21 protein-coding genes are annotated in these 20,318 nt (G+C 73.8%); 10 read left to right on the top strand and 11 right to left on the bottom strand.

Going from position 1 to position 20,318, the window contains the following annotated elements; translation table 11 throughout:
- Positions 1-98: 98 nt before the first annotated feature.
- Entirely contained in the window at positions 99-962 is an 864-nt protein-coding gene (locus FXF68_RS08200) for an Fpg/Nei family DNA glycosylase (protein WP_148758364.1), read from the bottom strand.
- 412 nt (positions 963-1,374) lie between these two features.
- Here FXF68_RS08200 and FXF68_RS08195 point away from each other — a divergent pair, with 412 nt between their 5' ends.
- From FXF68_RS08195 to FXF68_RS08185, 3 genes are all read left to right on the top strand, one after another.
- On the top strand, positions 1,375-1,581 hold the full coding sequence (locus FXF68_RS08195; RefSeq protein ID WP_148758363.1) for a heavy-metal-associated domain-containing protein: 207 nt from the start codon (positions 1,375-1,377) through the stop codon (positions 1,579-1,581).
- A gap of 77 nt (positions 1,582-1,658) precedes the next feature.
- Positions 1,659-2,630 (top strand): hypothetical protein, encoded by a 972-nt coding sequence (locus FXF68_RS08190; RefSeq protein ID WP_148758362.1) that lies wholly within the window; start codon positions 1,659-1,661, stop codon positions 2,628-2,630.
- Between the two features lie 28 nt (positions 2,631-2,658).
- Complete coding sequence (locus FXF68_RS08185; RefSeq protein ID WP_148758361.1) at positions 2,659-4,971, top strand: heavy metal translocating P-type ATPase; 2,313 nt, start codon at positions 2,659-2,661, stop codon at positions 4,969-4,971.
- Positions 4,972-5,065: 94 nt separating this feature from the next.
- On the opposite strand, the gene FXF68_RS08180 is transcribed toward FXF68_RS08185, so the two are convergent.
- On the bottom strand, positions 5,066-5,506 hold the full coding sequence (locus FXF68_RS08180) for a MarR family winged helix-turn-helix transcriptional regulator (RefSeq protein WP_148758360.1): 441 nt from the start codon (positions 5,504-5,506) through the stop codon (positions 5,066-5,068).
- Positions 5,507-5,610: 104 nt separating this feature from the next.
- Here FXF68_RS08180 and FXF68_RS08175 point away from each other — a divergent pair, with 104 nt between their 5' ends.
- The gene (locus FXF68_RS08175; RefSeq protein WP_148758359.1) at positions 5,611-6,687 is read left to right on the top strand and encodes an alkene reductase; all 1,077 of its coding nucleotides are present in this window, start codon (positions 5,611-5,613) and stop codon (positions 6,685-6,687) included.
- Between the two features lie 55 nt (positions 6,688-6,742).
- Here the strand turns inward: FXF68_RS08175 and FXF68_RS08170 are convergent, their stop codons facing one another.
- The 4 genes from FXF68_RS08170 to FXF68_RS43695 all read right to left on the bottom strand — a co-directional run bounded on the left by FXF68_RS08170 (position 6,743) and on the right by FXF68_RS43695 (position 11,556).
- A complete protein-coding gene (locus tag FXF68_RS08170) occupies positions 6,743-7,933 on the bottom strand; it encodes an MFS transporter (protein WP_148758358.1) in 1,191 nt (396 codons plus the stop codon).
- Positions 7,934-7,995: 62 nt separating this feature from the next.
- On the bottom strand, positions 7,996-8,598 hold the full coding sequence (locus tag FXF68_RS08165; protein ID WP_148758357.1) for a TenA family protein: 603 nt from the start codon (positions 8,596-8,598) through the stop codon (positions 7,996-7,998).
- Between the two features lie 178 nt (positions 8,599-8,776).
- Complete coding sequence (locus tag FXF68_RS08160; protein WP_246178494.1) at positions 8,777-11,005, bottom strand: bifunctional polysaccharide deacetylase/glycosyltransferase family 2 protein; 2,229 nt, start codon at positions 11,003-11,005, stop codon at positions 8,777-8,779.
- Entirely contained in the window at positions 11,002-11,556 is a 555-nt protein-coding gene (locus FXF68_RS43695) for a hypothetical protein (protein ID WP_246178492.1), read from the bottom strand. The genes FXF68_RS08160 and FXF68_RS43695 overlap by 4 nt, the downstream gene beginning before the upstream one ends.
- Before the next feature lie 126 nt (positions 11,557-11,682).
- Here FXF68_RS43695 and FXF68_RS08155 point away from each other — a divergent pair, with 126 nt between their 5' ends.
- A complete protein-coding gene (locus tag FXF68_RS08155) occupies positions 11,683-12,396 on the top strand; it encodes an RNA polymerase sigma factor (protein ID WP_148758355.1) in 714 nt (237 codons plus the stop codon).
- A complete protein-coding gene (locus FXF68_RS08150) occupies positions 12,393-13,097 on the top strand; it encodes a hypothetical protein (protein WP_148758354.1) in 705 nt (234 codons plus the stop codon). Before FXF68_RS08155 ends, FXF68_RS08150 begins: the two co-directional genes overlap by 4 nt.
- Here FXF68_RS08150 and FXF68_RS08145 read toward each other — a convergent pair.
- From FXF68_RS08145 to FXF68_RS08130, 4 genes are all read right to left on the bottom strand, one after another.
- Positions 13,094-14,056: a DUF5996 family protein gene (locus FXF68_RS08145; protein ID WP_148758353.1), complete on the bottom strand. Its 963-nt coding sequence runs from the start codon at positions 14,054-14,056 to the stop codon at positions 13,094-13,096. The two genes, FXF68_RS08150 and FXF68_RS08145, sit on opposite strands and share 4 nt — an antisense overlap.
- Positions 14,057-14,127: 71 nt before the next feature.
- The gene (locus tag FXF68_RS08140; protein ID WP_218010562.1) at positions 14,128-14,538 is read right to left on the bottom strand and encodes a phosphoribosyl-AMP cyclohydrolase; all 411 of its coding nucleotides are present in this window, start codon (positions 14,536-14,538) and stop codon (positions 14,128-14,130) included.
- A gap of 93 nt (positions 14,539-14,631) precedes the next feature.
- The gene (locus FXF68_RS08135) at positions 14,632-15,567 is read right to left on the bottom strand and encodes an AraC family transcriptional regulator (RefSeq protein ID WP_148758352.1); all 936 of its coding nucleotides are present in this window, start codon (positions 15,565-15,567) and stop codon (positions 14,632-14,634) included.
- A gap of 44 nt (positions 15,568-15,611) precedes the next feature.
- Positions 15,612-16,610, bottom strand: coding sequence for an NADPH:quinone oxidoreductase family protein (locus FXF68_RS08130; protein ID WP_148758351.1), 999 nt, complete (start codon positions 16,608-16,610; stop codon positions 15,612-15,614).
- 111 nt (positions 16,611-16,721) lie between these two features.
- Here FXF68_RS08130 and FXF68_RS08125 point away from each other — a divergent pair, with 111 nt between their 5' ends.
- Together FXF68_RS08125 and FXF68_RS08120 are read left to right on the top strand one after the other, a co-directional pair.
- Positions 16,722-17,348, top strand: a complete 627-nt coding sequence (locus tag FXF68_RS08125) for a TetR/AcrR family transcriptional regulator (protein ID WP_148758350.1) — start codon at positions 16,722-16,724, stop codon at positions 17,346-17,348.
- Between the two features lie 79 nt (positions 17,349-17,427).
- Complete coding sequence (locus FXF68_RS08120) at positions 17,428-18,267, top strand: NAD(P)H-binding protein (RefSeq protein WP_148758349.1); 840 nt, start codon at positions 17,428-17,430, stop codon at positions 18,265-18,267.
- Positions 18,268-18,289: 22 nt separating this feature from the next.
- On the opposite strand, the gene FXF68_RS08115 is transcribed toward FXF68_RS08120, so the two are convergent.
- Positions 18,290-18,775: an MmyB family transcriptional regulator gene (locus FXF68_RS08115; RefSeq protein ID WP_187437806.1), complete on the bottom strand. Its 486-nt coding sequence runs from the start codon at positions 18,773-18,775 to the stop codon at positions 18,290-18,292.
- Here FXF68_RS08115 and FXF68_RS08110 point away from each other — a divergent pair.
- Positions 18,774-19,208, top strand: coding sequence for a hypothetical protein (locus tag FXF68_RS08110; RefSeq protein WP_148758348.1), 435 nt, complete (start codon positions 18,774-18,776; stop codon positions 19,206-19,208). The genes FXF68_RS08115 and FXF68_RS08110 overlap by 2 nt on opposite strands.
- A 76-nt stretch (positions 19,209-19,284) precedes the next feature.
- Entirely contained in the window at positions 19,285-20,295 is a 1,011-nt protein-coding gene (locus FXF68_RS08105) for an MDR family NADP-dependent oxidoreductase (protein WP_148758347.1), read from the top strand.
- Positions 20,296-20,318 lie beyond the last annotated feature (23 nt).

Here is a 20,318-nt window from a genome sequence, read left to right as displayed (position 1 = left end):
GACGCGACGGAGGGCGTGATCTCCGCGTCACGATACGCCGCTTGATCACCCGGTCTCGCGGGCTTTCCGCCAATTCCCGCGACCCCGTCGAGGTGCCGCTATTTCAGCAGGCGGGACATGCGGCGGTCGGCGAGCGGCTTGCCGCCCGTCTGGCATGTCGGGCAGTACTGGAGGGACGAGTCCGCGAACGACACCTCGCGGATCGTGTCGCCGCACACGGGGCACTTCTCCCCGGTCTTGCCGTGCACCCGCAGGCCGGTCTTCTTCTCGCCCTTGAGGTCCTGCGCCTCCAGCCCGCGCGACCGCTCCACCGCGGCGCGCAGCGTGCCGACGATGGCCTCGTGCAGGACGGCGACGTCGTCGTCCGTCAGCGTGGACGCGAGTTTGAACGGGGACATCTTCGCGACGTGCAGCACCTCGTCGGAGTAGGCGTTGCCGATGCCGGCGATCACCCGCTGGTCGCGCAGCAGGCCCTTGACCTGCGTGCGCTTGCCCTTGAGGAGCGCGCCGAGCGCCTCCGGGGTGAACGAGTCGTCCAGCGGGTCGGGGCCGAGCGACGCCACCCCCGGCACGTCCGCCGGGTCGCGGACGACGTACACCGCGAGGCCCTTCTTCGTCCCGGCCTCGGTGAGGTCGAAGCCGGAGCCGTCGTCCAGGTGGACGCGCACCGCGAGCGGGTTCTTGCCGCCGGGCCGGACGGGCCGCGCGGGGATCTCGTCCCGCCAGCGCAGCCAGCCCGCGCGGGCGAGGTGGATCACGAGGTGCACGCCGTCGACGTCGAGGTCGAGGAACTTGCCGTGCCGGGCTGCGGCGGTGACGGTCAGCCCGCCGAGCGCCGTGATCGGCGGGTCGTAGGTCTTCAGCGCGGAGATGGCGAGAACATCGACGCGGGCGATCGCGTGTCCGACGACGCGCTCCCGCAGGAACCCCGCCAGCGCCTCCACCTCAGGAAGTTCGGGCATGACCTCAGTATCGGCGACGTTCCGGGGTGCCGGTGAGAGGGCGTCGAAGGCGGGTCGTATGCTCGTCCACAGGGCTGTGGAAGCCTGTGGAAAACCTTGTGTACAACGTCGGATCCGCCGGGGCGGCAGGCGTTTTCAACGTCGATACCTCGACGAATCGCCACAGAACGCCGAGGCGGCGGGGGAACCGGCGGTCACACAGGGTGTGGATAACTTCCGCGTAACGACCCGCTGGTAATCGTCGCGGGGCGGGGTGCGCCGTGCGGGCCCCCGCGTCCGGATGAATCCGGACATGTGACCCGGATCTCGAAATAACCCCTAGGGGGTAGGGGTTGCAGGAGTCGAGACCTTATGGCAGCATGACGGGCACGAGATACCCCCCAGGGGTACTGACCACCGAGGGAGACGCCAGATGAGCACCGCCACCTACACCGTCACCGGGATGACCTGCGGCCACTGCGTCAGCTCCGTCACGGAGGAGGTCGAGCAGATCGCGGGCGTGACCGGCGTCGACGTCGACCTGCCGACCGGCAGGGTCACCGTGACGAGCGACGCGCCCATCGCCGACGGCCTGATCAAGGACGCGGTCGAGGAAGCCGGTTACAAGTTGACGTCCTGACCGGAGCGCGCCCCGCCGCCGTGCGGGGTGCGCCCGGCCGAGCGGGTGCCCGCGGGCACCGAGTGGAGTGAAACGGAATGAACAGCGCGAGCAAGCTGGGGATCTACGCGGTGGGACTGGCCGTCGTCTTCGGCGGCGCCGCCGGGGTCGGCAAGATCGTCGGTCCGGTCGGGGCGTCCGCCGAGACGGCCTCGCACGACGGCGGCGGGCACCGCGGCGGGGGCCACGGCGAGGGCGGCCATGGCGAGGGCGGGCACGGCGGCGCCGAGACCGCGCACGCGCCCGGCGGCCTCCAGGTCTCCGAGGACGGCTACACGCTCGTCCCGCGCCTCACGAACGTGGCCCCCGGCGAGAAGACCGACTTCCGCTTCACCATCAACGGCCCCGACGGCAAGCCCGTCACCGGGTTCAAGCCCCTGCACGGCAAGCGGCTGCACCTGATCATCGCGAGCCGTGACCTGTCCGGCTTCCAGCACGTGCATCCCACGGAGGCGGGCGGCGGCGTCTGGACGATCCCGATCACGCTCCCGAAGGCCGGCGTGTACCGGTTCTTCACCGACGTCCAGCCGGAGGGCGCGAAGCGGCAGCTCACGCTCGGCGCGGACGTGTTCGTCCAGGGCGACCTGCGGACGACGCCGCTGCCGAAGCCCGAGCGCGTCGCGAAGGTGGACGGCTACGAGGTCGCGCTGACCGGCGGCCTGGCCCCCGGCAAGTCGACCGAACTGACCCTTGCCGTGAACAAGGACGGCAAGCCGGTCACCGACCTGGAGCCCTACCTGGAGGCGTACGGCCACCTGGTCGCGCTGCGCCAGGGCGACCTCGCCTACCTGCACGTCCACCCGGACGGGGCGCCGGGCGACGGCAAGACGAGGCCGGGGCCGGAGATCACGTTCTTCGCCGAGGCGCCGAGCACCGGCGCGTACCGCCTCTACCTGGACTTCAAGCACGGCGGCAGAGTCCGCACGGCCGAGTTCACCGTGTACGCGGGGGACGCGCGGCCGCCCGCCCAGACCGGCGGCGGACACGACGACACACCCCACACGCACTGACACCGACGACCGAGGCGAAGGAGGAGCGATGAGCACGGACTCCGCGTCCGAGCGTGTCGAGCTGGCGATCGGCGGGATGACGTGCGCGTCGTGCGCCAACCGCATCGAGCGCAAGCTCAACAAGCTGGACGGTGTGACCGCCACGGTCAACTACGCGACGGAGAAGGCCCGCGTCGAGTACGCCCCCGGGGTGTCGACGGACGAGCTGATCGCGGCGGTCGAGAAGGCCGGGTACTCCGCCGAGCTGCCGTCCCCGCCCAAGGGGCCCGCGGGGAACGAGGAGGCGGAGCCGGACGACGGGCTGCGCCCGCTGCGGCAGCGCCTCGTCACCGCGATCGTGCTGTCGGTGCCGGTCATCGCGATGGCGATGATCCCGGCCCTCCAGTTCGAGGCGTGGCAGTGGCTGTCGCTGACGCTGGCGGCGCCGGTCGTCGTCTACGCGGGCTGGCCGTTCCACAAGGCGGCCGCGATCAACCTGCGGCACGGCGCGGCCACCATGGACACGCTGATCTCGCTCGGCACGATCGCCGCGTTCGCGTGGTCGCTGTGGGCGCTGTTCTTCGGCACGGCGGGCGAGCTGGGGATCAAGCACGGGTTCGAGTTCTCGATGACCCGGTCCGACGGGTCGATGAACATCTACCTGGAGGCCGCGTCCGGGGTGATCATGTTCATCCTGGCGGGGCGGTACTTCGAGACGCGGTCCAAGCGCCGGGCCGGGGCCGCGCTGCGGGCGCTGCTCGAACTGGGCGCGAAGGAGGTCTCGGTCGTCCGGGACGGCGGGCGCGAGGAGCGTATCCCCGTCGATCAACTGGCGGTGGACGACGTGTTCGTCGTCCGTCCGGGCGAGAAGGTCGCCACCGACGGGACGGTCGTGGAGGGCTCGTCGGCGGTCGACGCCTCCATGCTGACCGGCGAGTCCGTCCCGGTGGAGGTCGGGCCGGGCGACACGGTCGTCGGCGCGACGGTGAACGCGGGCGGGCGGCTGCTCGTCCGGGCGACGCGGGTCGGCTCCGACACCCAGCTCGCGCAGATGGCGAAGCTGGTGGAGGACGCGCAGACCGGCAAGGCGCAGGCGCAGCGGCTCGCCGACCGGATCTCCGGGATCTTCGTCCCGGTGGTGATCGCGCTGGCGCTCGGCACGCTCGGCTTCTGGATCGGCACCGGCGAGCCGCTGGCCGGGGCGTTCACCGCCGCCGTGGCTGTGCTGATCATCGCCTGCCCGTGCGCGCTCGGCCTCGCGACCCCGACCGCCCTCATGGTCGGGACGGGACGCGGCGCCCAGCTCGGCATCCTGATCAAGGGTCCGGAGGTGCTGGAGTCGACCCGGAAGATCGACACGGTCGTGCTGGACAAGACCGGCACCGTCACCACCGGCCGGATGGCGCTGGTCGACGTGATCACCGCCGACGGAGTGTCCGAGGACGACGTGCTCCGGCTGGCGGGGGCGCTGGAGAACGCCTCCGAGCACCCGATCGCGCAGGCCATCGCCAAGGGCGCCACGGAAAGGGGCGGCGACCTGGGCGCGGTCGAGGACTTCGCCAACGTCGAGGGCCTCGGCGTCCAGGGAGTCGTGGACGGGCACGGCGTGCTCGCCGGGCGTCCGCAGCTCCTCGCCGAGTGGTCGCAGCACCTGACGCCCGACCTCGAACGCGCCATGGCGGACGCGCAGGCCCAGGGCCGCACCGCGATCGCGGTCGGCTGGGACGGCGCCGCCCGCGCCGTGCTCACCGTCGCCGACCAGGTCAAGCCGACCTCGGCGGAGGCGATCGAGCAGCTCAAGGCGCTCGGACTGCGCCCGGTCCTGCTGACCGGCGACAACGAGACCGTGGCCCGCACGGTCGCGGACGCGGTCGGCATCGACGAGGTCATCGCCGACGTCCTCCCGCAGGACAAGGTGGACGTCGTGAAGCGCCTCCAGGCCGAGGGCGCGACCGTCGCGATGGTCGGCGACGGGGTCAACGACGCCGCCGCGCTCGCGCAGGCCGACCTCGGGCTCGCGATGGGCACCGGGACGGACGTGGCGATCGAGGCGTCCGACCTGACCCTGGTGCGCGGCGACCTGCGGGCCGCGGCGGACGCGATCCGGCTGTCCCGCCGCACGCTCGGCACGATCAAGGGGAACCTGTTCTGGGCGTTCGCCTACAACGTGCTGGCGCTGCCGCTGGCGGCGTCCGGGCTGCTCGTCCCGATGATCGCGGGCGGCGCGATGGCGTTCTCGTCGGTCTTCGTGGTGAGCAACAGCCTGCGGCTCCGCCGGTTCAAGCCGCTGAACGCGAACCGGGCGGACGCCGTCGGCCCGGCCGCGACGTCGGCCAAGCGCGAGGTCCCCGCGACCCGCTGACCAACGCCGACCGAACCGCGAAGCGCGGCCTCCGTGAGAACGGGGGCCGCGCTTCGCGCATGTCGCGGGAGCGCATGTGTCAGGGGCGTGTGTTTCAGGGGCGCAGACCGGCGAGGACGGGGGCGAGGGCCGGGTCGGCGGCGGCGGCTTCGAGGGCCTCGGTCAGCGTCTCGGCGTAGGTCGGGGACGCCTTCTCCTGGAGGGCGCGCCCCTCCTCGGTGATCACCGTGTAGACGCCGCGCCGGTCCTTCGGGCACATGTCGCGGCGGGTCAGGCCCGCGGCCTCCAGCCGGGCGACGAGGCGGCTGACCGAGCTCTGGTTGAGGCCGATGAGGTCGGCGAGCTCCTGCATGCGCAGCTCGCCGTCGGCGGCGCGGGACAGCCGGCACAGCGCCCGGTACTCCGACAGGCCGATGTTGTGCTCGCGCTGGAGCGCCTTGGCGAGCCGGTGCTCGACACGTCCGTGCAGGGTGACGACGCCGTCCCAGAGAAGGCCGTCCTTCGTCGCGGGACCCGTACCGGTAGCAGCGCCCATCTCCGCGCCTCCTTGCTCTCTTGACGTCAGCTTACCTGAAATGACAACATCTGCATGTGCATGCATGGAATGTATGTACATGCAAACTACCTAGGGAGGATCCGATGACCAGTCCGCTCCTGCTCCCCTACGACGGCCCGCGCCTGACACTGCGCAACCGGATCGCGATGGCGCCGATGACGCGCAACCGGGCCGACGACGCGACCGGCGTCCCGAGCCCGCTGACCGCGGAGTACTACGCGCAACGCGCGACGGCCGGGCTGATCGTCAGCGAGGGGATCTGGCCGGACGCCCTCGGCAAGGGCGAGCCGGGCGTCCCCGGCCTGGTCACGGACGCGCAGGTCGCCGCGTGGCGCGAGGTCACCGGCGCCGTGCACGCCGAAGGCGGGACGATCTTCGCCCAGCTCTGGCACGTCGGACGCATGTCGCACCCGCTCACCCTGCCGGGCGGCGCGACGCCCGTCGCGCCCTCGGCGGTGCGCATCGAGTCCGAGACGATCCGCACGACCGAGGGGAAGGTCCCGCACGTCACGCCGCGCGCGCTGACGACCGCCGAGGTGGAGGCGGTGGTCGCGGCCTTCGCGGCGGCGGCGCGCAACGCCGTCCGCGCCGGGTTCGACGGGGTCGAGGTGCACGGCGCGAACGGCTACCTGATCCAGCAGTTCCTCGCCGAGAACACCAACCGGCGCACCGACGCCTACGGCGGCTCGCTCGCGGGGCGGCTCCGCCTCGCGGTCGACGTGGTCGAGGCCGTCGCCGCCGCGGTCGGGCCGGAGCGGGTCGGCCTGCGTGTCTCCCCCGACAACCCGGAGAACGAGATCGCCGAGGTGGACCCGCAGGGTACCTACCGGGCACTCGTCGCCGCCCTCGACCCGCTCGGCCTCGCGTACCTGCACGTCATCGAGCGCGGCGAGTACGGGGCGCTGGCCGACCTGCGGCCGCGCTGGTCCGGGACGCTGATCGGCAACTTCAACGGCGCCGCGCCGACCACGCAGCGGGCGGGGGAGCAGGTCCTCGATGCGGGCCTCGCGGACGTGTTCTCCTTCGGCCGCCTGTTCATCTCCAACCCCGACCTGCCGGCGCGGTTCGCGAGCGGCGCTCCGCTCAACGACTACGACACCGCCCTGGTCCACGCCGCCGGACGCGAGGGCTACGTCGACTACCCGGCCCTCGCGGGCTGACCCTGAGGCGGCGGCGTCGGGCGGCGGCGTCGGGCGGCGGTGTCGGGTGACGGCGTCAGGTGGTGGCGGCGCCCGGTTCGCCGCCGCGCGCGACGGGCCGCAGCCCCGGCGCCAGCGCCAGCGTGATCAGGAGCGACGCCGCCGCCATCACCGCCATCGCCGTGCCGGGCGACGTCCATTCGGCGACCGTCCCGGAGAGGGCGGCGGCGACGGCCTGCATGGTCAGCATCCCGGACGAGTGGAGCCCGAGCGCCTGCCCGTGGATCTCGTCCGGGGTGAGGGTCATCAGCCGGTCCTGGAGCAGCAGCGTGGAGCCGTAGCCGACCGACGCGACCAGGACGGCGACGGCGGCGAGGGCCAGCGGCGGACGCAGCGCGAAGACCAGGTAGGGCGCGGCGAGCACGACGCGGAGCGGGGCTTCGAGCCGGTACCGCCAGCCGTGCGGGATGAACCGTCCCGCCGCGACGTCGCCCGCCAGCATCCCGGCGGCGGCGAACGCGAGGAGGACGCCCGCGCGGTCCGGCGAGTACGGGACGAACACCGCCTCGCAGCCCACGATCAGCCCGTTCGGCAGCCACATCGCCAGGTAGACGTACCGGCGCGGGCGCGACGACCACAGCAGCGCGTTCACCCGCCACGTCTCCGCCACCGACGGGCGCCCCGCCGCGCGCGGCGGCCGGGACGTGAGCAGCCGCCACGCCGCCACGGCGGCGAGGACGTCGAGACCGGCCGCGACGAGGAGCGTTCCACGCGGCGACAGCACGGTCACGAGGACGCCGCCGCTCGCGAACCCGAGGATCTGCGTCAGCCCCGCCGACATGTTCAGGACGGAGCGTCCGATCAGGTAGCCCTCGCGCGGCAGGATCTGGCTGAGCAGCCCGTACCGGACGCCGCCGAGCACCGCGCCGACCAGGCCGAGCGCGAGCACGATGGCGAACAGTCCCCACACCGGCAGGCCGGGGACGGCGAGCACGGCCGTCCCGATCCCGGTGACGAGCACCAGCGTGGCGAGCGCGGCGCGCGGCGGCAGCCGGTCCGCCGCCGACAGCAGGGCCATCGCCCCGACCATCTGGGTGAGGGACGCCCCGAACATGCTGAGCGCGGCGAGCAGCGGGGAGTCGGTGGCGGAGTAGACGAGGACGCCGAGCGCCAGCCCGCTGACCGTCATCGCGGCGCCCTGCACCGTGACGACCGCGAACAGGGGGCTGAACTCCGGCGAACGAAACAGTTCCCGGTAGGTCCGCATGTGTCGCAATATGATCAACGCGGCCGCGGGCCCGGCAACCCCTTATTTCCCGGACGCGCGGGTCAGACGTCCCAGAAGGCCAGCTCGTGGCGCATGCCGTCCAGGAAGAGGCGTTCGGCGGTCGCCGGGTCGGCCCCGGACTCGTCGATCATCTGCGCGATGCGGGCGGTCAGCTCGGCGAAGCCGGGGTCGGCGTAGGTGTCGACCCAGCGGCGGTAGCGCGGCTCGGCCGGCGGGTCGTCGGCGAGCAGCCGTCCGAGCGTGGAATAGCCCCACATACAGGGATACAGGGCGGCGAGGCCGCCCGCGTAGTCGGCGGCGCTCTCCAGCAGGAAGGACGTGTACGCGGCGCAGGCCGGGCCCTTCGTCGCGCCGTCCAGGTCCGCGCCGAAGCTCGCGGACAGCGAGCGGTGCAGGTCGAGCTCGCCGTGGTACGTCGCGTGGGCGAGGTCGACCAGGTCGCCGAGGTGGGCGGCGGGCGCCTGCCAGGCCAGCCGTGAGAACACGCGGACGTAGTCGTGCAGGAAGAGGTAGTCCTGCTCAAGCCAGGAGCGGAAGACGGCCTCGTCCAGGCTCCCTTGGGCGATGCCCCGCACGGTGGGGTGGTCGAGCTGTTCGTCGACCAGCGGACGGCCGATCTTCTCCAGGCGCGCGGCGAGACTCATGCCCGCAGTCTTGCATCGGGAAAGATCAGAACCCCGCCCGGCCCGGAGGCCGCGCGGGGCTCTGATCAAAGGCCGGTGTGTGGGGTCGCCTCTCGGCGAAAGGCACAACACGGCTCCAGCCGGACGGTATTCCGTGAAGGCGAAAGGTGAGGCCCGGGGACACCAGGCACACCGGCTGTCATGTGTAACCGACGGGTCCCCGGGATTGTTCCCGGCCGCTTCCGAGATCGGTGAAGGTGCCCGTCCGGCGGACGGTGTGCCACCCGAGCCGCGACCCGAGCAGTGCCGTGACCACCGACTGCACGACCACCAGGTACATGAGCTGCCGGTAGACGAACTGCTGGAGCGGGAGCGTCCAGAGAGGGCGGATCGGCTCGCCGTCCAGCCAGAGGGCGTAGGCGCCCGCCGCGGCCTGGGCGGCGACGAAGACCGTCCAGGTGAGCAGGGGCGTGACCGGGTCGACGAAGACGATGCCGAGCAGCGCGAACAGGTCGATGGCCGGGGCGAGCAGCGGGAGCACCACCTGGAACACGGTCAGGTAGGGCAGGCAGCGGCGGCCGAAGCGACCGGACGCGCCGCCCTCGACGAGGGAGCGGCGGTGCTTCCACATCGCCTGCATCGTCCCGTAGCACCAGCGGTAGCGCTGCTTCCAGAGCTGGCCGAGCGAGGCGGGAGTCTCCGTCCAGGCGAGGGCGGTCTCCTCGTAGACGACGCGGAGGCCGGTGCGGCAGATCGCCATGGTGAGGTCGGTGTCCTCGGCGAGGGTGTCGCCGGGGACGCCGCCGACCCGCGCCAGCGCCGACCGGCGGAACGCCCCGATCGCGCCGGGGACGGTCGGCATGCACCGCAGGACGTCGTACATCCGCCGGTCGAGGTTGAATCCGATCACGTACTCGATGTGCTGCCAGCGGCCGAGGATCCCGTCCCGGTTGGCGACCTTGGTGTTGCCGCTGACCGCGCCCACCGCCGGGTCGGCGAGCGGCGCGACGAGCCGCCGTACGGTGTCGCGTTGGAAGACCGTGTCGCCGTCCACCAGCACGAGGACGTCGGCGCGGGCGACCGCGATCCCCGCGTTGAGCGCGCTCGGCTTCCCGCCGTTCGGCTTCCGGACGAGCCGGACGCCGGGGATCCCCATCGACTCGACGATCTTGGCGGTGCGGTCGGTGGAGCCGTCGTCCACCACGATCACCTCGACCGTGCCGGGGTAGTCGGTGTCGAGCAGCGAGGCGACCGTCGCGCCGATCCCCGCCTCCTCGTTGTATGCGGGGACGATCACCGACACGGGCGGGAACGGGTCGGGCGGCAGTTCGCCCTCGGCCATCGGCGGGGGCGGCTCACCGCGGGCGCGGCGACGGCGACGGCGGCGGCCCGGCTCGCGGGCCCGGCCCCGAGCACGGCCCCGGACGCGCCGCACGTGGACGTGCGCGAACAGCAGCAGCGTCACGAGCCGCAGCACGTAGAGGATCCCGGCCACCGCGAACAGCGCCTCCATCGTCCCGGTGAGGGCGGACGCGGCGCGCTGCGCGGCGACGAGCGTCCAGCCGACGGCCCGCTCGCGCGCGGAGACGGCGACCTCGGCGGGCGGCAGGCCGAGCGCGGCGGTGAGCGTCGTGAAGCGGTAGCCGAGCGGCTGGAGCCGCTCGATGATCTGCTCGACCGCCGCGACGGTCTGCGACCGGTCGCCGCCCGAGTCGTGCAGCATCACGACCGCGCCCGCGCCGCGCGCGCCGCCGTCCAGCGCCGCCTGGACGATCTTCGCCGCGCCGGGCCGCCGCCAGTCCTCGGTGTCGCGGTCGGTGAGGACGACGACGTACCCCGCCTCCCCCGCCCGCTCCGCCGCGCGCCACTCCGCCCCGGTCAGGCCGTCCGGGCGGGACGAGTACGGCATCCGCACCAGCCGCGTGTGGACGCCCGCAGCACCCGCCAGCGCGCGCTGGGTGAGGTCCAGTTCGAGGCGTCCCCGCCAGGCCGGGACGGTCGCGAGGTCGGCGTGCGTGTAGGTGTGCGAGCCGATCTCGTTGCCCTCGCGGAGGATGCGCCGGGTCAGCGCCGGATGCTCGGCGACGCGCGCGCCGACCGTGAAGAACGTGCCGTGCGCGCCGTGCCGGCGGAGGACGTCCAGGACGCGGGGCGTCCACTCGGGGTCGGGGCCGTCGTCGAAGGTCAGCGCGATGGTCTTCGGCGGTGTGCGGCGGGTGCGGGGCGCGCCGTCCACGACGCTGACGACCGGTCCGCCGGACGCCACCGAGGACGGCACCGGCCCGCCCGACGGCGACGACTCGGCGCGGGGCGCCTCGCCGACCGCGCCGTTGGCGAAGCCGTCCAGGAGGAGGAGCACGGTGAGGACGAGACCGCCCAGCAGCAGCAGAGCCCAGTGTCCTCTGGGCTCGGTGTGGCGCGCGGTCAACGCTTCTTCTTCTTGCGTCCCCAGGCGGGCGGGGACGCCTGCGACCTGCCAGGATGCGCCGTGGCCGACGGAGGCGGGCGCACCGCCGAGGTCCCGGGCGCGGACGGCGCGGGCGGCGGCGCGGCGGGTGCCGGGCCGTCCGTCGCGGGCGGCGTACCGGGCCGGGCCCCGGTCCGCTGGCCGGACGGCGCCCCTGACGGGCTTCCCGGTTCGCCGACCTGCACCCTCGGCCGCGCGGACGGCTCGCCCCACGGCGTCAGCGGCACGCTCGGGCCGGTCGCCATCCCGATGCCCAGCGCGCCGAGGAACACGACCAGCACGGCTCCGGCGGCGAGGCCGAGCCGCCGTCCGAACCGGGCGCGCCAGCCGGACGCGTCGACGAACACCGCCTCCGGCTCGACGGACACCGCCTCCGGCTCGATGGGCGTCGTCGTCTCCGCGCCGGACGCCTCGCGGACCGGCTCGTCGAGGGGCAGGGTGAGCGGCCCGGTGACCGGCGGGATTCCGGTGACGAGCAGCTCGTCGCGGTCGTGCGGGACGTTCCCGATCATCGTCGTCCATCGTTTCGGTGCGGGAGGGGCGCCCGCCCACGGGGCCGGCCGTGGGGGCTCACTGCTTCAGCGCGAACACCCGGGTACATGTCACACCGCGTCCGGAATCCCTGCACAATGGCCCGGATGGAACGGGCGGACGAGGAGCAGCTCGGCCGTGCCCTGCGGGCCGCGCAGGACGGCGACGAGGAGTCCTTCCGCATGCTCTACCGCGACGTGCAGCCCCGGCTGATCCGCTTCGCGGGCACGCTCGTCGGCGCGGACGCCGAGGACGTGACCTCCGAGGCGTGGCTGCAGATCGCCCGCGACCTGCCGTCCTTCCGCGGCGACCTGGACGGCTTCCGCGGCTGGACGGCGACGATCACCCGGCACCGCGCGCTCGACCACCTGCGCCGCAGGTCCCGGCGGCCCGGCTCGGACCTGCCGGTCGAGGAGCTGCTCACGATGGCCGCCGACGCCGACACCGAGGTCGACGCCCTCGACGGCATCGCCACCCGGAACGCGCTGAGCCTGATCGCCGAGCTGCCCCGCGACCAGGCCGAGGCCGTGATGCTCCGGGTCGTCGTCGGGCTGGACGCGAAGTCGGCGGGCAAGGTCCTCGGCAAGCGCGCCGGCGCCGTCCGGACCGCGTCGTACCGGGGGCTGCGGAGGCTCGCCGAGCGGCTGTCCGCGTCCGGGACGGAAGGGCAGGCGGGCGAGACGGCGGACGCCGGGGGAGAAGACGGGGGAGACGGCAGGGCAGACGGGGCACGTAACGAGCCGGGAGAGGCGGCGCCGGGCGGCGTTCCCCTCGCCCAGAGTGACAAAACCGGCGGTCCGGGCGCTGAAGGGGTGTCATGAGCGACCATCACCAGGCCGGGCATCTCGACGGGCAGGCCGGGCCCCTGGACAGGCGGACCGCGGAGCGGCTGCTGCGCCGCGCGGGCCGCCGGTCCCCCGGCGCCGCCCCGCTGGACGCGCTGCTCGCCGCCGCCGCCGCGCCCGCCCGGCCGGACGAGCTGGCGGGCGAGGACGCGGCCGTCGCCGCGTTCCGGGCCGCGCCGCGCCCGGCGCGGCAGTCCCGCGCCGCCGCGCTGCGCCGACTGCTGACGATCAAGGTCGTGGCGATCGTCGGCGGCTCGCTCGTCCTCACCGGCGGCGCCGCCTACGCGACGATCACCGGGCGGATCCCCGGGCACAGCCCGGCGCCCCCGGCGAGCCCGTCCGGCTACGACCGCGACGGACACCGGTCGCCGCACACCCGGTACTCGCCGAGCGCGCCGCCGTCCCGGTGGTCGCCGACGCCGGCGCCGACGCCGTCCGTCAAGGAGAAGCAGCACGGCAAGGCGAACGCGCCCGGCCAGCAGAAGAAGACCAAGGAGCCGAAGAAGCCGCATCCGACGCCGTCGCGCGGCCCCGGCTACACGAAGAACCCGCCGAACGGGAACCAGGGCAACGGCAATCAGGGAAACCAGGGCAACGGGAACCAGGGCAACGGCATCGTCAAGGGCGATGAGCCGGCCCAGGTCAACCCCGGGAAGGGCAACGGCGTCCTCGACTAGCCGCGCTGCTCCCCGGGCCCGGCGTGCAGGGTCCTGTCGGCCCAGCGTGCCGGGTCGGCCTCCAGGGCTGCCCGGTCCCAGTGCGCCAGGTCCGCCGCCGCCTCGTAGGTGCCCTGGAGGAATTCGAGCAGCGCCCGGTCGGGGTCGGGGTCGGTCCGCACCGCCTCGTAGGGCAGCAGGAACTGGCCGTTCTCCCGGCTGTAGAACGCGGCGGACGGCCCCACCTGACGGTCGGCGAACCCGTCCGGCTCGGGGTAGGCGTAGGCGTAGAACGCGCCCTCGTCGCCGCCGCCCGGCCAGAACCCGCAGCTGCTCAGCTCCTTGGAGTAGCCCTCCTCCATCACCCAGTCGCCGCAGTTCGGCGCGCCGCCGGGATGGAGGGGCGCGTCGCGTCCGGAGAACCGCGTGCAGGCGAGGTCCATCGCGCCCCAGAAGAGGTGCACCGGGCTGACCTTGCCGACGAACCGGGACCTGAACTCCCCCATCACCCGCGCCGCCTGGAGCAGCTGCCGCCAGAACAGGTGGGCGGCGGCCGGGTCGTAGGCGGCGTGCTGGTCGTCCTCGGCGAACGGGATCGCCGGGTCGACCTCGTTCGGACGCGCCTGGATCGACGTCTCGATCCCGAGTTCGGCGAGGGCGCGCATCGTCCGGTCGTAGAACTCCGCGACCGGCATCGGCGCGAGGTCGAACCCGCGGACGCCGCCGTCGCTCGCCCGCACCTGCAGCCGGTGCTCGACGAAGTCGAACTCGACGTCGAACGCCCCCGCGCCGTACGGGACGGCCGACGTCGTCAGCCCGCGCGGGCTCACGTACAGCGTCACCTGCCACCAGTGGTTCACCAGCGGCGCGTGCACGAGCCTGACCTTGCCGACGATCTGCGTCCACATGTGCAGCGTGTCGCGGGTGTCGCGCCAGTCGTCGACGCGCAGCCGCGGCCACGCGCTCCGCTCAGGTTCCATGGCCCCTCCCTCACCCCGATCCATATCCGCTGGACACGTCCGTCATGCGCGGACGAGCCGAGCGCGGGCCGTCAGAGCTCGACGAATCCGAGCGTCCCGGTGTCCGTCACGGAGCGGTAGTAGCAGGTCGGACGCGCCTCCCCGGACGGCAGCGTGGTGTGGCAGGCGCCGCCGGTCGTCCGGTTGACGAGGTAGAGCAGCGAGTTCTGCTCGCAGTTCACGCGGACGTCGACCAGTTCGAGGACGTCCCCCGACGTCGCGCCCTTACGCCACAGCTCGTTGCGGGACGTCGACCACAGCACGGCGATCCGCTCGTCCAGCGTCGCCTTGAGGGCCTGGTCGTTGGCGTAGCCGATGAACAGGACGTCGCCGCTCGCCGCGTCCTGCAGCACGACGGGGACGACCCGCGCCCCGGTCGCCGCGACGCCCGCGAGCTTGTCGAAGTCCAGAGTGAGCCGGGTGCCTTCTTCGAGTTCGTTCACCCTCACATCCTGCCCGCCCGCGGCCCCCGGCGTCGCACCGGGGACGCGCCGGGGACGCGCCGGGGACGCGCCGGGGAGGCGCCGCCGCGCCGGTCAGCGGGTCCGGCGGCGCCATTCCGAGGGGCTGAGGCCGCGGGCGCGCTTGAACGCGACGCTGAACGCGAACGGGTCCGCGTAGCCGACCTGGCGGGCGACGGCGGCGACGGTCGCGTCGGTGTCGCGGAGCAGGTCGGCGCCGAGGCTCATCCGCCAGCCGGTCAGGTAGGTGAGCGGCGGCTCGCCGACGAGGCCGGTGAAGCGCGCCGCGAACCCGGCTCGGGACATCCCGGCCTCGGTCGCGAGCGCGGCGACCGTCCAGCGCCGGGCCGGGTCGTCGTGCAGGACGCGCAGCGCGCCGCCGATCGCGGGGTCGGCGAGCGCCCGGTACCAGGCGGGCGCGTTCTCCGGCCGGGCGCACCAGGCCCGCAGCGCCAGCACGAGGACGAGGTCGAGCAGCCGCCCGAGGACGGCCTCCTGCCCCGGCTCGTCGCGCGCGGTCTCGGCGGCGAGCATGTCCAGCGCGGCGCGGGTGCGGGGACCGGCGGGCACGACGGCGAGCGGCGGGAGCATGGCGAGCAGCCGTCCGGCGGCGTCGCCGCGCAGGTCGTAGACGCCGCGGAGCATGACCGTCGCGCCGGGCAGCCCGTCGCCGTAGGTGCGGGGCCCGATGGGCAGTTCGCAGGCCGTCGGGTCGCCGCCGAGGCGGCGCTTGCCGTCCGCGTCCACCAGCGTCCGCGGCGGGGTGGCCGGGTCGTCGCCGATCGTGTAGCCGCTCGTGGCGCTGACCAGCGCGATGTCGCCCGCCGCGAGCCGGACGGGCACGGCGCCGGGCGCGTGCGACCGGAGCCAGGCCCGGCCGCCGAGCGTCGTGGTGACCGTCAGCGGCGGGACGTCCGCGAACGCCATCGCCCACGGCGGACTCTGGATGAGCTGCTTGACCAGCGCGTTCCCGGCTCGCGCGCGGTGCAGCACGTCAGTGAGGACGTCCACCCGTCCCACGCTAGACGATCACAAATGGTTTTCGCCGGATCCGCTCACGGCAGCAGCGCCAGCTTGCCGACCGTGGAACGTGCCTCCAACTCCGCGAGCACCTTGGGGCCTTCCGCCAGCTCATAGGTGGTGGGCTCGCCGGGGCCGAGGACTCCGGCGCCGAGGAGTCCGAACAGCTCGCCCATGACCTGGCCGAAGATCTGCGGCGCGGCCTGGATGAGGACGCCGATGTTCAGGCCGATGATCTGGACCTGGTGCTTGTAGACGAGGTCCCAGTTGCTGATCGTGGCCTCGCCGCCGGCCAGACCGAAGACGACGACCCGGCCCGTGACGCGCTTGGTCGCCGCGAGGCTGGCGTCGAGCGTGGCGCCGCCCACGGACTCCAGGGTCAGGTCGACGCCCGCGCCGTCGGTCAGCGCGAGGACCTCGGCGGCGAGGTCGCCGCCGCGGGAGTCGAGGACGTGGTCGGCGCCCAAAGCCCGCACCACCTCGTGCTTGTCCGGCGAGGCGGTGGCGATCACCGTCGCGCCGTAGTGCTTGGCCATCGTCACGGCGGCCTGGCCGGTGCCGCCCGCCGCGGCGTGGATCAGCACGGTCCGCCCCTCGGCGACGCCGCCCAGCGGCCGGAGCGCGGCGAGCGCGGTCGGCAGGTTCACGACCAGGCCGAGCGCCTGCTCGTCGGTCCAGCCCGACGGCACCGGGACCGCCCCGGCCGCGAACAGCGGCATGTACTCGGCGAACGCGCCGCCCTGGACGCCGACGCCGATGACGTGCGCGCCGGGCTCCAGGCCGGTCACTCCTTCGCCGACGGCGACGACCTCGCCCGCGCCCTCGATGCCCGCGAGGTAGGGCGGTCGCGGGCCGTTCGCGAACGTGCCCCGCGACTGCGAGACGTCGACGAAGTTGACCCCGGCGGCGGTGACGCGGATCAGGACCTCGCCCGGTCCCGGGCTTGGCACCGGCGCGTCGGTGACCAGGCGCAGGTCGCGCGGGCCGTCCAGCGACGTCTGCCGCAGCGCGCGCATGGTGGAGGGGATGCTCATGAGGACCGACTCTCATTTGTTTGTCGAACGATCAAAAAAACGTAACAGGGTGCTTCGACGCAGGTCAAGGTAAAATTGAGCGATCGACAAACAAGTTCGGAGGGACGCCGGATGGCCGCTCGCGGCAGGCCGCGCACATTCGACCCCGACACCGCCCTGCGCCAGGCGCTGGACGTGTTCTGGGAACACGGCTACGAGGGCACCTCGCTCAGCGACCTGTCCCGGGCCATGGGCATCGCCTCCGCCAGCATCTACGCCTGCTTCGGCAGCAAGGAGGAGCTGTTCCGCAAGGTCATGCTGCTCTACGGCACGACCTCGGGCGGGCCGCCGAGGAGCGCGCTGAGCGCGCATCCGGCCACGCGCGACGCGATCCACGCCATGCTGCGCGCCACCGCCGACCAGATCACCCGTGCCGACGCGCCGCACTACTGCATGCTCATCCTCGCCGCGCCCACCGGCGCCGAGGAGAACCACGACGTCCGGGAGTTCCTGGCCGACATCCGGCGCGGCCAGCTCGCCGCCGTCAGGGACCGGCTCGCGCAGGGCGTCCGCGACGGCGACATCGACGCGCCGCCCGGCCGTCTCGCCGCCGTCGCCCGCTACTACACGACCGTGGTGCAGGGCATGTCCGTGCAGGCCCGCGACGGCGCCACCCGCGCCGAGCTGGAAGAGGTCGTCTCCTGCGCGATGGCGGCCTGGGACGCGCTCACCGCCGCGCCCCCGCAACCGGTGCCCTAGCCTCGCGCTGGACGTTCGCAAATGCCTTTGCGACGATCTCCCATGTATCGTCCGGCCGTTCGGGGGTTCGCTGGACGGCATGAACACCTATCTCGTCCTCGGCGGCACCGGCAAGACCGGACGCCGCGTCGCGGACCGCCTCCGCGCGGACGGCCGGACCGTGCGCATCGCGTCCCGGACCTCCGGCGACGTCCCCTTCGACCTGGCCGACCCCGGCACCTGGGCCGCCGCGCTGGACGGCGTCGCGGGCGTCTACGTCGTGGAGCCGGACCCCTATCCGGGCGGTGACCCGGCCACGCGCGGGAGCGTCCCGGGGTTCGTCGCGGCGGCGGGCGCGGCGGGCGTCCGGCGGCTGGTGCTGCTGTCCGCGCCCGGCGGGAGCCAGGCGGGCACCCCGCTCTGGGACGACGAGCAGGCGGTGCGCGACTCCGGCGCCGACTGGACGATCCTCCGCCCCACCTGGTTCTCGCAGAACTTCAGCGAGGCGTTCTTCCTGCCGGGCGTGCTCGGCGGGGAGCTGGCGCTGCCGACCGGCGACGGCCGGACCCCGTTCGTCGACGCCCTGGACATCGCGGACGTCGCCGTGTCCGCGCTGACCGGCGCCGACCGGCACGCCGGGCAGACCTACGACCTCACCGGACCGCGCGCGATCGGCTTCGGCGAGGCGGCCGACCTCATCGGCAGGGCCACCGGGCGCGACGTCCGGTATGCCGACGTCACGCCGGAGGTGTTCGTCGAGCAGCAGGTCGCGGCGGGTCTCCCGGCGCACGCGGCGCAACTGCTCGCGGGCCTGCTCACGTTCGTCAGGGACGGTAGCGCCGCCGCCGTCTCGGACGGCGTCGAGAAGGCCCTCGGACGTCCGCCCCGCAGGTTCGAGGACTACGTCACCGAGGCCGCCGCGGCGGGCGCCTGGAGCTAGGCGCGCCTGGGCCGAGGCGCGCCTAGGCCCGGGCCCCCGCGCCTAGACGCGGGGGCCCGGGCGCGGGGGCCCGGGCGCGGGCGGCGTTCCGGCGCGCGAGGATCGCGGCGGTGGCCTCGTCGGCGGGCAGGAACGCTTCGAGGTGCAGCTCGGACACCGTGACGTCCACGGCGGTCGCGAACGACGTGAGCGTCGTGATCAGGCGCAGCTCGCCGTCCTGCGACCGGAGCCGGAGCGGGACGGCGAATCCGAGATGGTCGGCGCGCGGCTCCATCGCCGGGAGGTAGCCGTCGAGTTCGGCGACGAACTCCTCCAGGACGGGTGACGGGCTCCGCCGCACCAGGTCACGCAGGTTGGACGTGACGTGCCGTCCCCACTCGGCCAGGTTCGCCACCCGTGGGGCCATCCCGTCCGGGTGGAGGACGAGGCGCAGCACGTTGACCGGCGGTTCCAGCAGCGCGGGCGCGGATCGCGGAGCGGCCGGGGGACACCCGAAACTCCTCGGCATGAGCAACGCATTCGATCTGAAGGAGTTCGCCGACCGGTTCGTCGCCCTGTGGAACGAGCCCGATCCGGAGGCGCGCGGCGCGCTCGTGCGCGGCCTGTGGGCGCCGGACGCCGTGCAGGTGCTGACCGATCCGCCGCAGGAGATGCGCGAGGCGGCGCAGGCGCTCGCCTTTCCCGCGCCGCCGCTTGAGGTGCGCGGCCACGCCGCCCTGAACGCCAGGGTGACCAGGGCGTACGAGATGTTCATCAAGGCGGGCGAGAACGTCTTCGTCTCCGGGGCCGAGCCGTACGAGCCGATGGCGGGCGTGGTCTGCCTCCGCTGGAAGATGCGCGCGACGGGCACCGGAGAGGACGTCGGCGGCGGCTTCGACGTCATCTCCCTGGACGCCGAGGGCCGCATCCGCTCCGACCACCAGTTCATCGAGACGAGCTGATCGCGGGCTTGACTTTGACGCGCGGGTCAGGGGTTAGCGTCGCGGGGCCGTTGCGGAACCGTCTTGGGAGTTGCCGATGCCCGATACCTCGCGTGAAGTCCGGCTCGCCGTCCGGCCGGAGGGCCTGCCGGAGCCGGAGCACTTCGCCGTCGTCCAGGTGCCGGTACCGGTGCCCGGGGACGGCGAGGTGCTCGTCCGGAACCGCCTCTTCCACGTCTTCCCCGCCATCCGGACGCTCATGGCCGGGAGCGTGAAGGGCGCGCCGTTCCCGCCGCTGAATCCCGGCGACACCCTGTACGGGAAGGCCGTCGGCGAGGTCGTGTCCGCGCCGGACGGCGGCGGGCTGCGGGCCGGGGACCTCGTCCAGCACTGGCAGGGGTGGCGCGAGTACGCGGCCGTGCCCGCCGACCAGTGCGCGCCGCTCGACGACGCGCTCCCCGACCCGGCGGCCCACCTCGGCCAGGGCGCGATCGCGTACGCGGCGCTGGTCCGGGACGCGCGGCTGCGCCCCGGCGAGACCGTGTTCGTGTCCGGCGGCGCGGGCGGCGTCGGCTCGGTCGCGGGGCAGGTCGCCCGGCGGCTCGGCGCGGGCCGGGTCGTCGGCAGCACCGGCTCGCCGGAGAAGGCGAAACGGCTGGTCGCGGAGCTGGGCTACGACGCGGCCGTGCTGCGCGGCGAGGGGCCCTTCGAGGCGCGGCTCGCGGAGGCCGCGCCGGACGGCGTCGACGTGGTCGTGGACAACGTCGGCGGCGAGCAGCTCCAGGCCGCGATCTCGCTGGCCCGGCCCGGGGCGCGGGTCGTCCTGGTCGGGGCGCTGGCGGGACAGCTCGCGGCGGACCGTCCCGGCAACACGTCCCCGGTCGAGCTGGACTCGTTCGAACTGATCGTCAAGCATGTCGAGCTGCGCGGCTTCGGCGGCGCGGACCCGGCGCTGGACGCCGAGTGGAACCGCCGCCTGGGCGGCTGGCTGCGCGCCGGCGAGATCGTCCTGCCCGAGGTGCGGTTCGCGGGCATCGAGAGCGCCCCCCGCGCGTTGCACGAAGCGATCGGAGGACGGCACCTGGGGACCGTCATCGTGGAGCTGTGACGCGGCGGTCCCCCGGCGGACGA

The organism is Actinomadura decatromicini (assembly GCF_008121305.1).
Taxonomy (GTDB): Bacteria; Actinomycetota; Actinomycetes; order Streptosporangiales; family Streptosporangiaceae; genus Spirillospora; species Spirillospora syzygii.
This window is presented reverse-complemented; position numbering and strand designations above follow the sequence as displayed.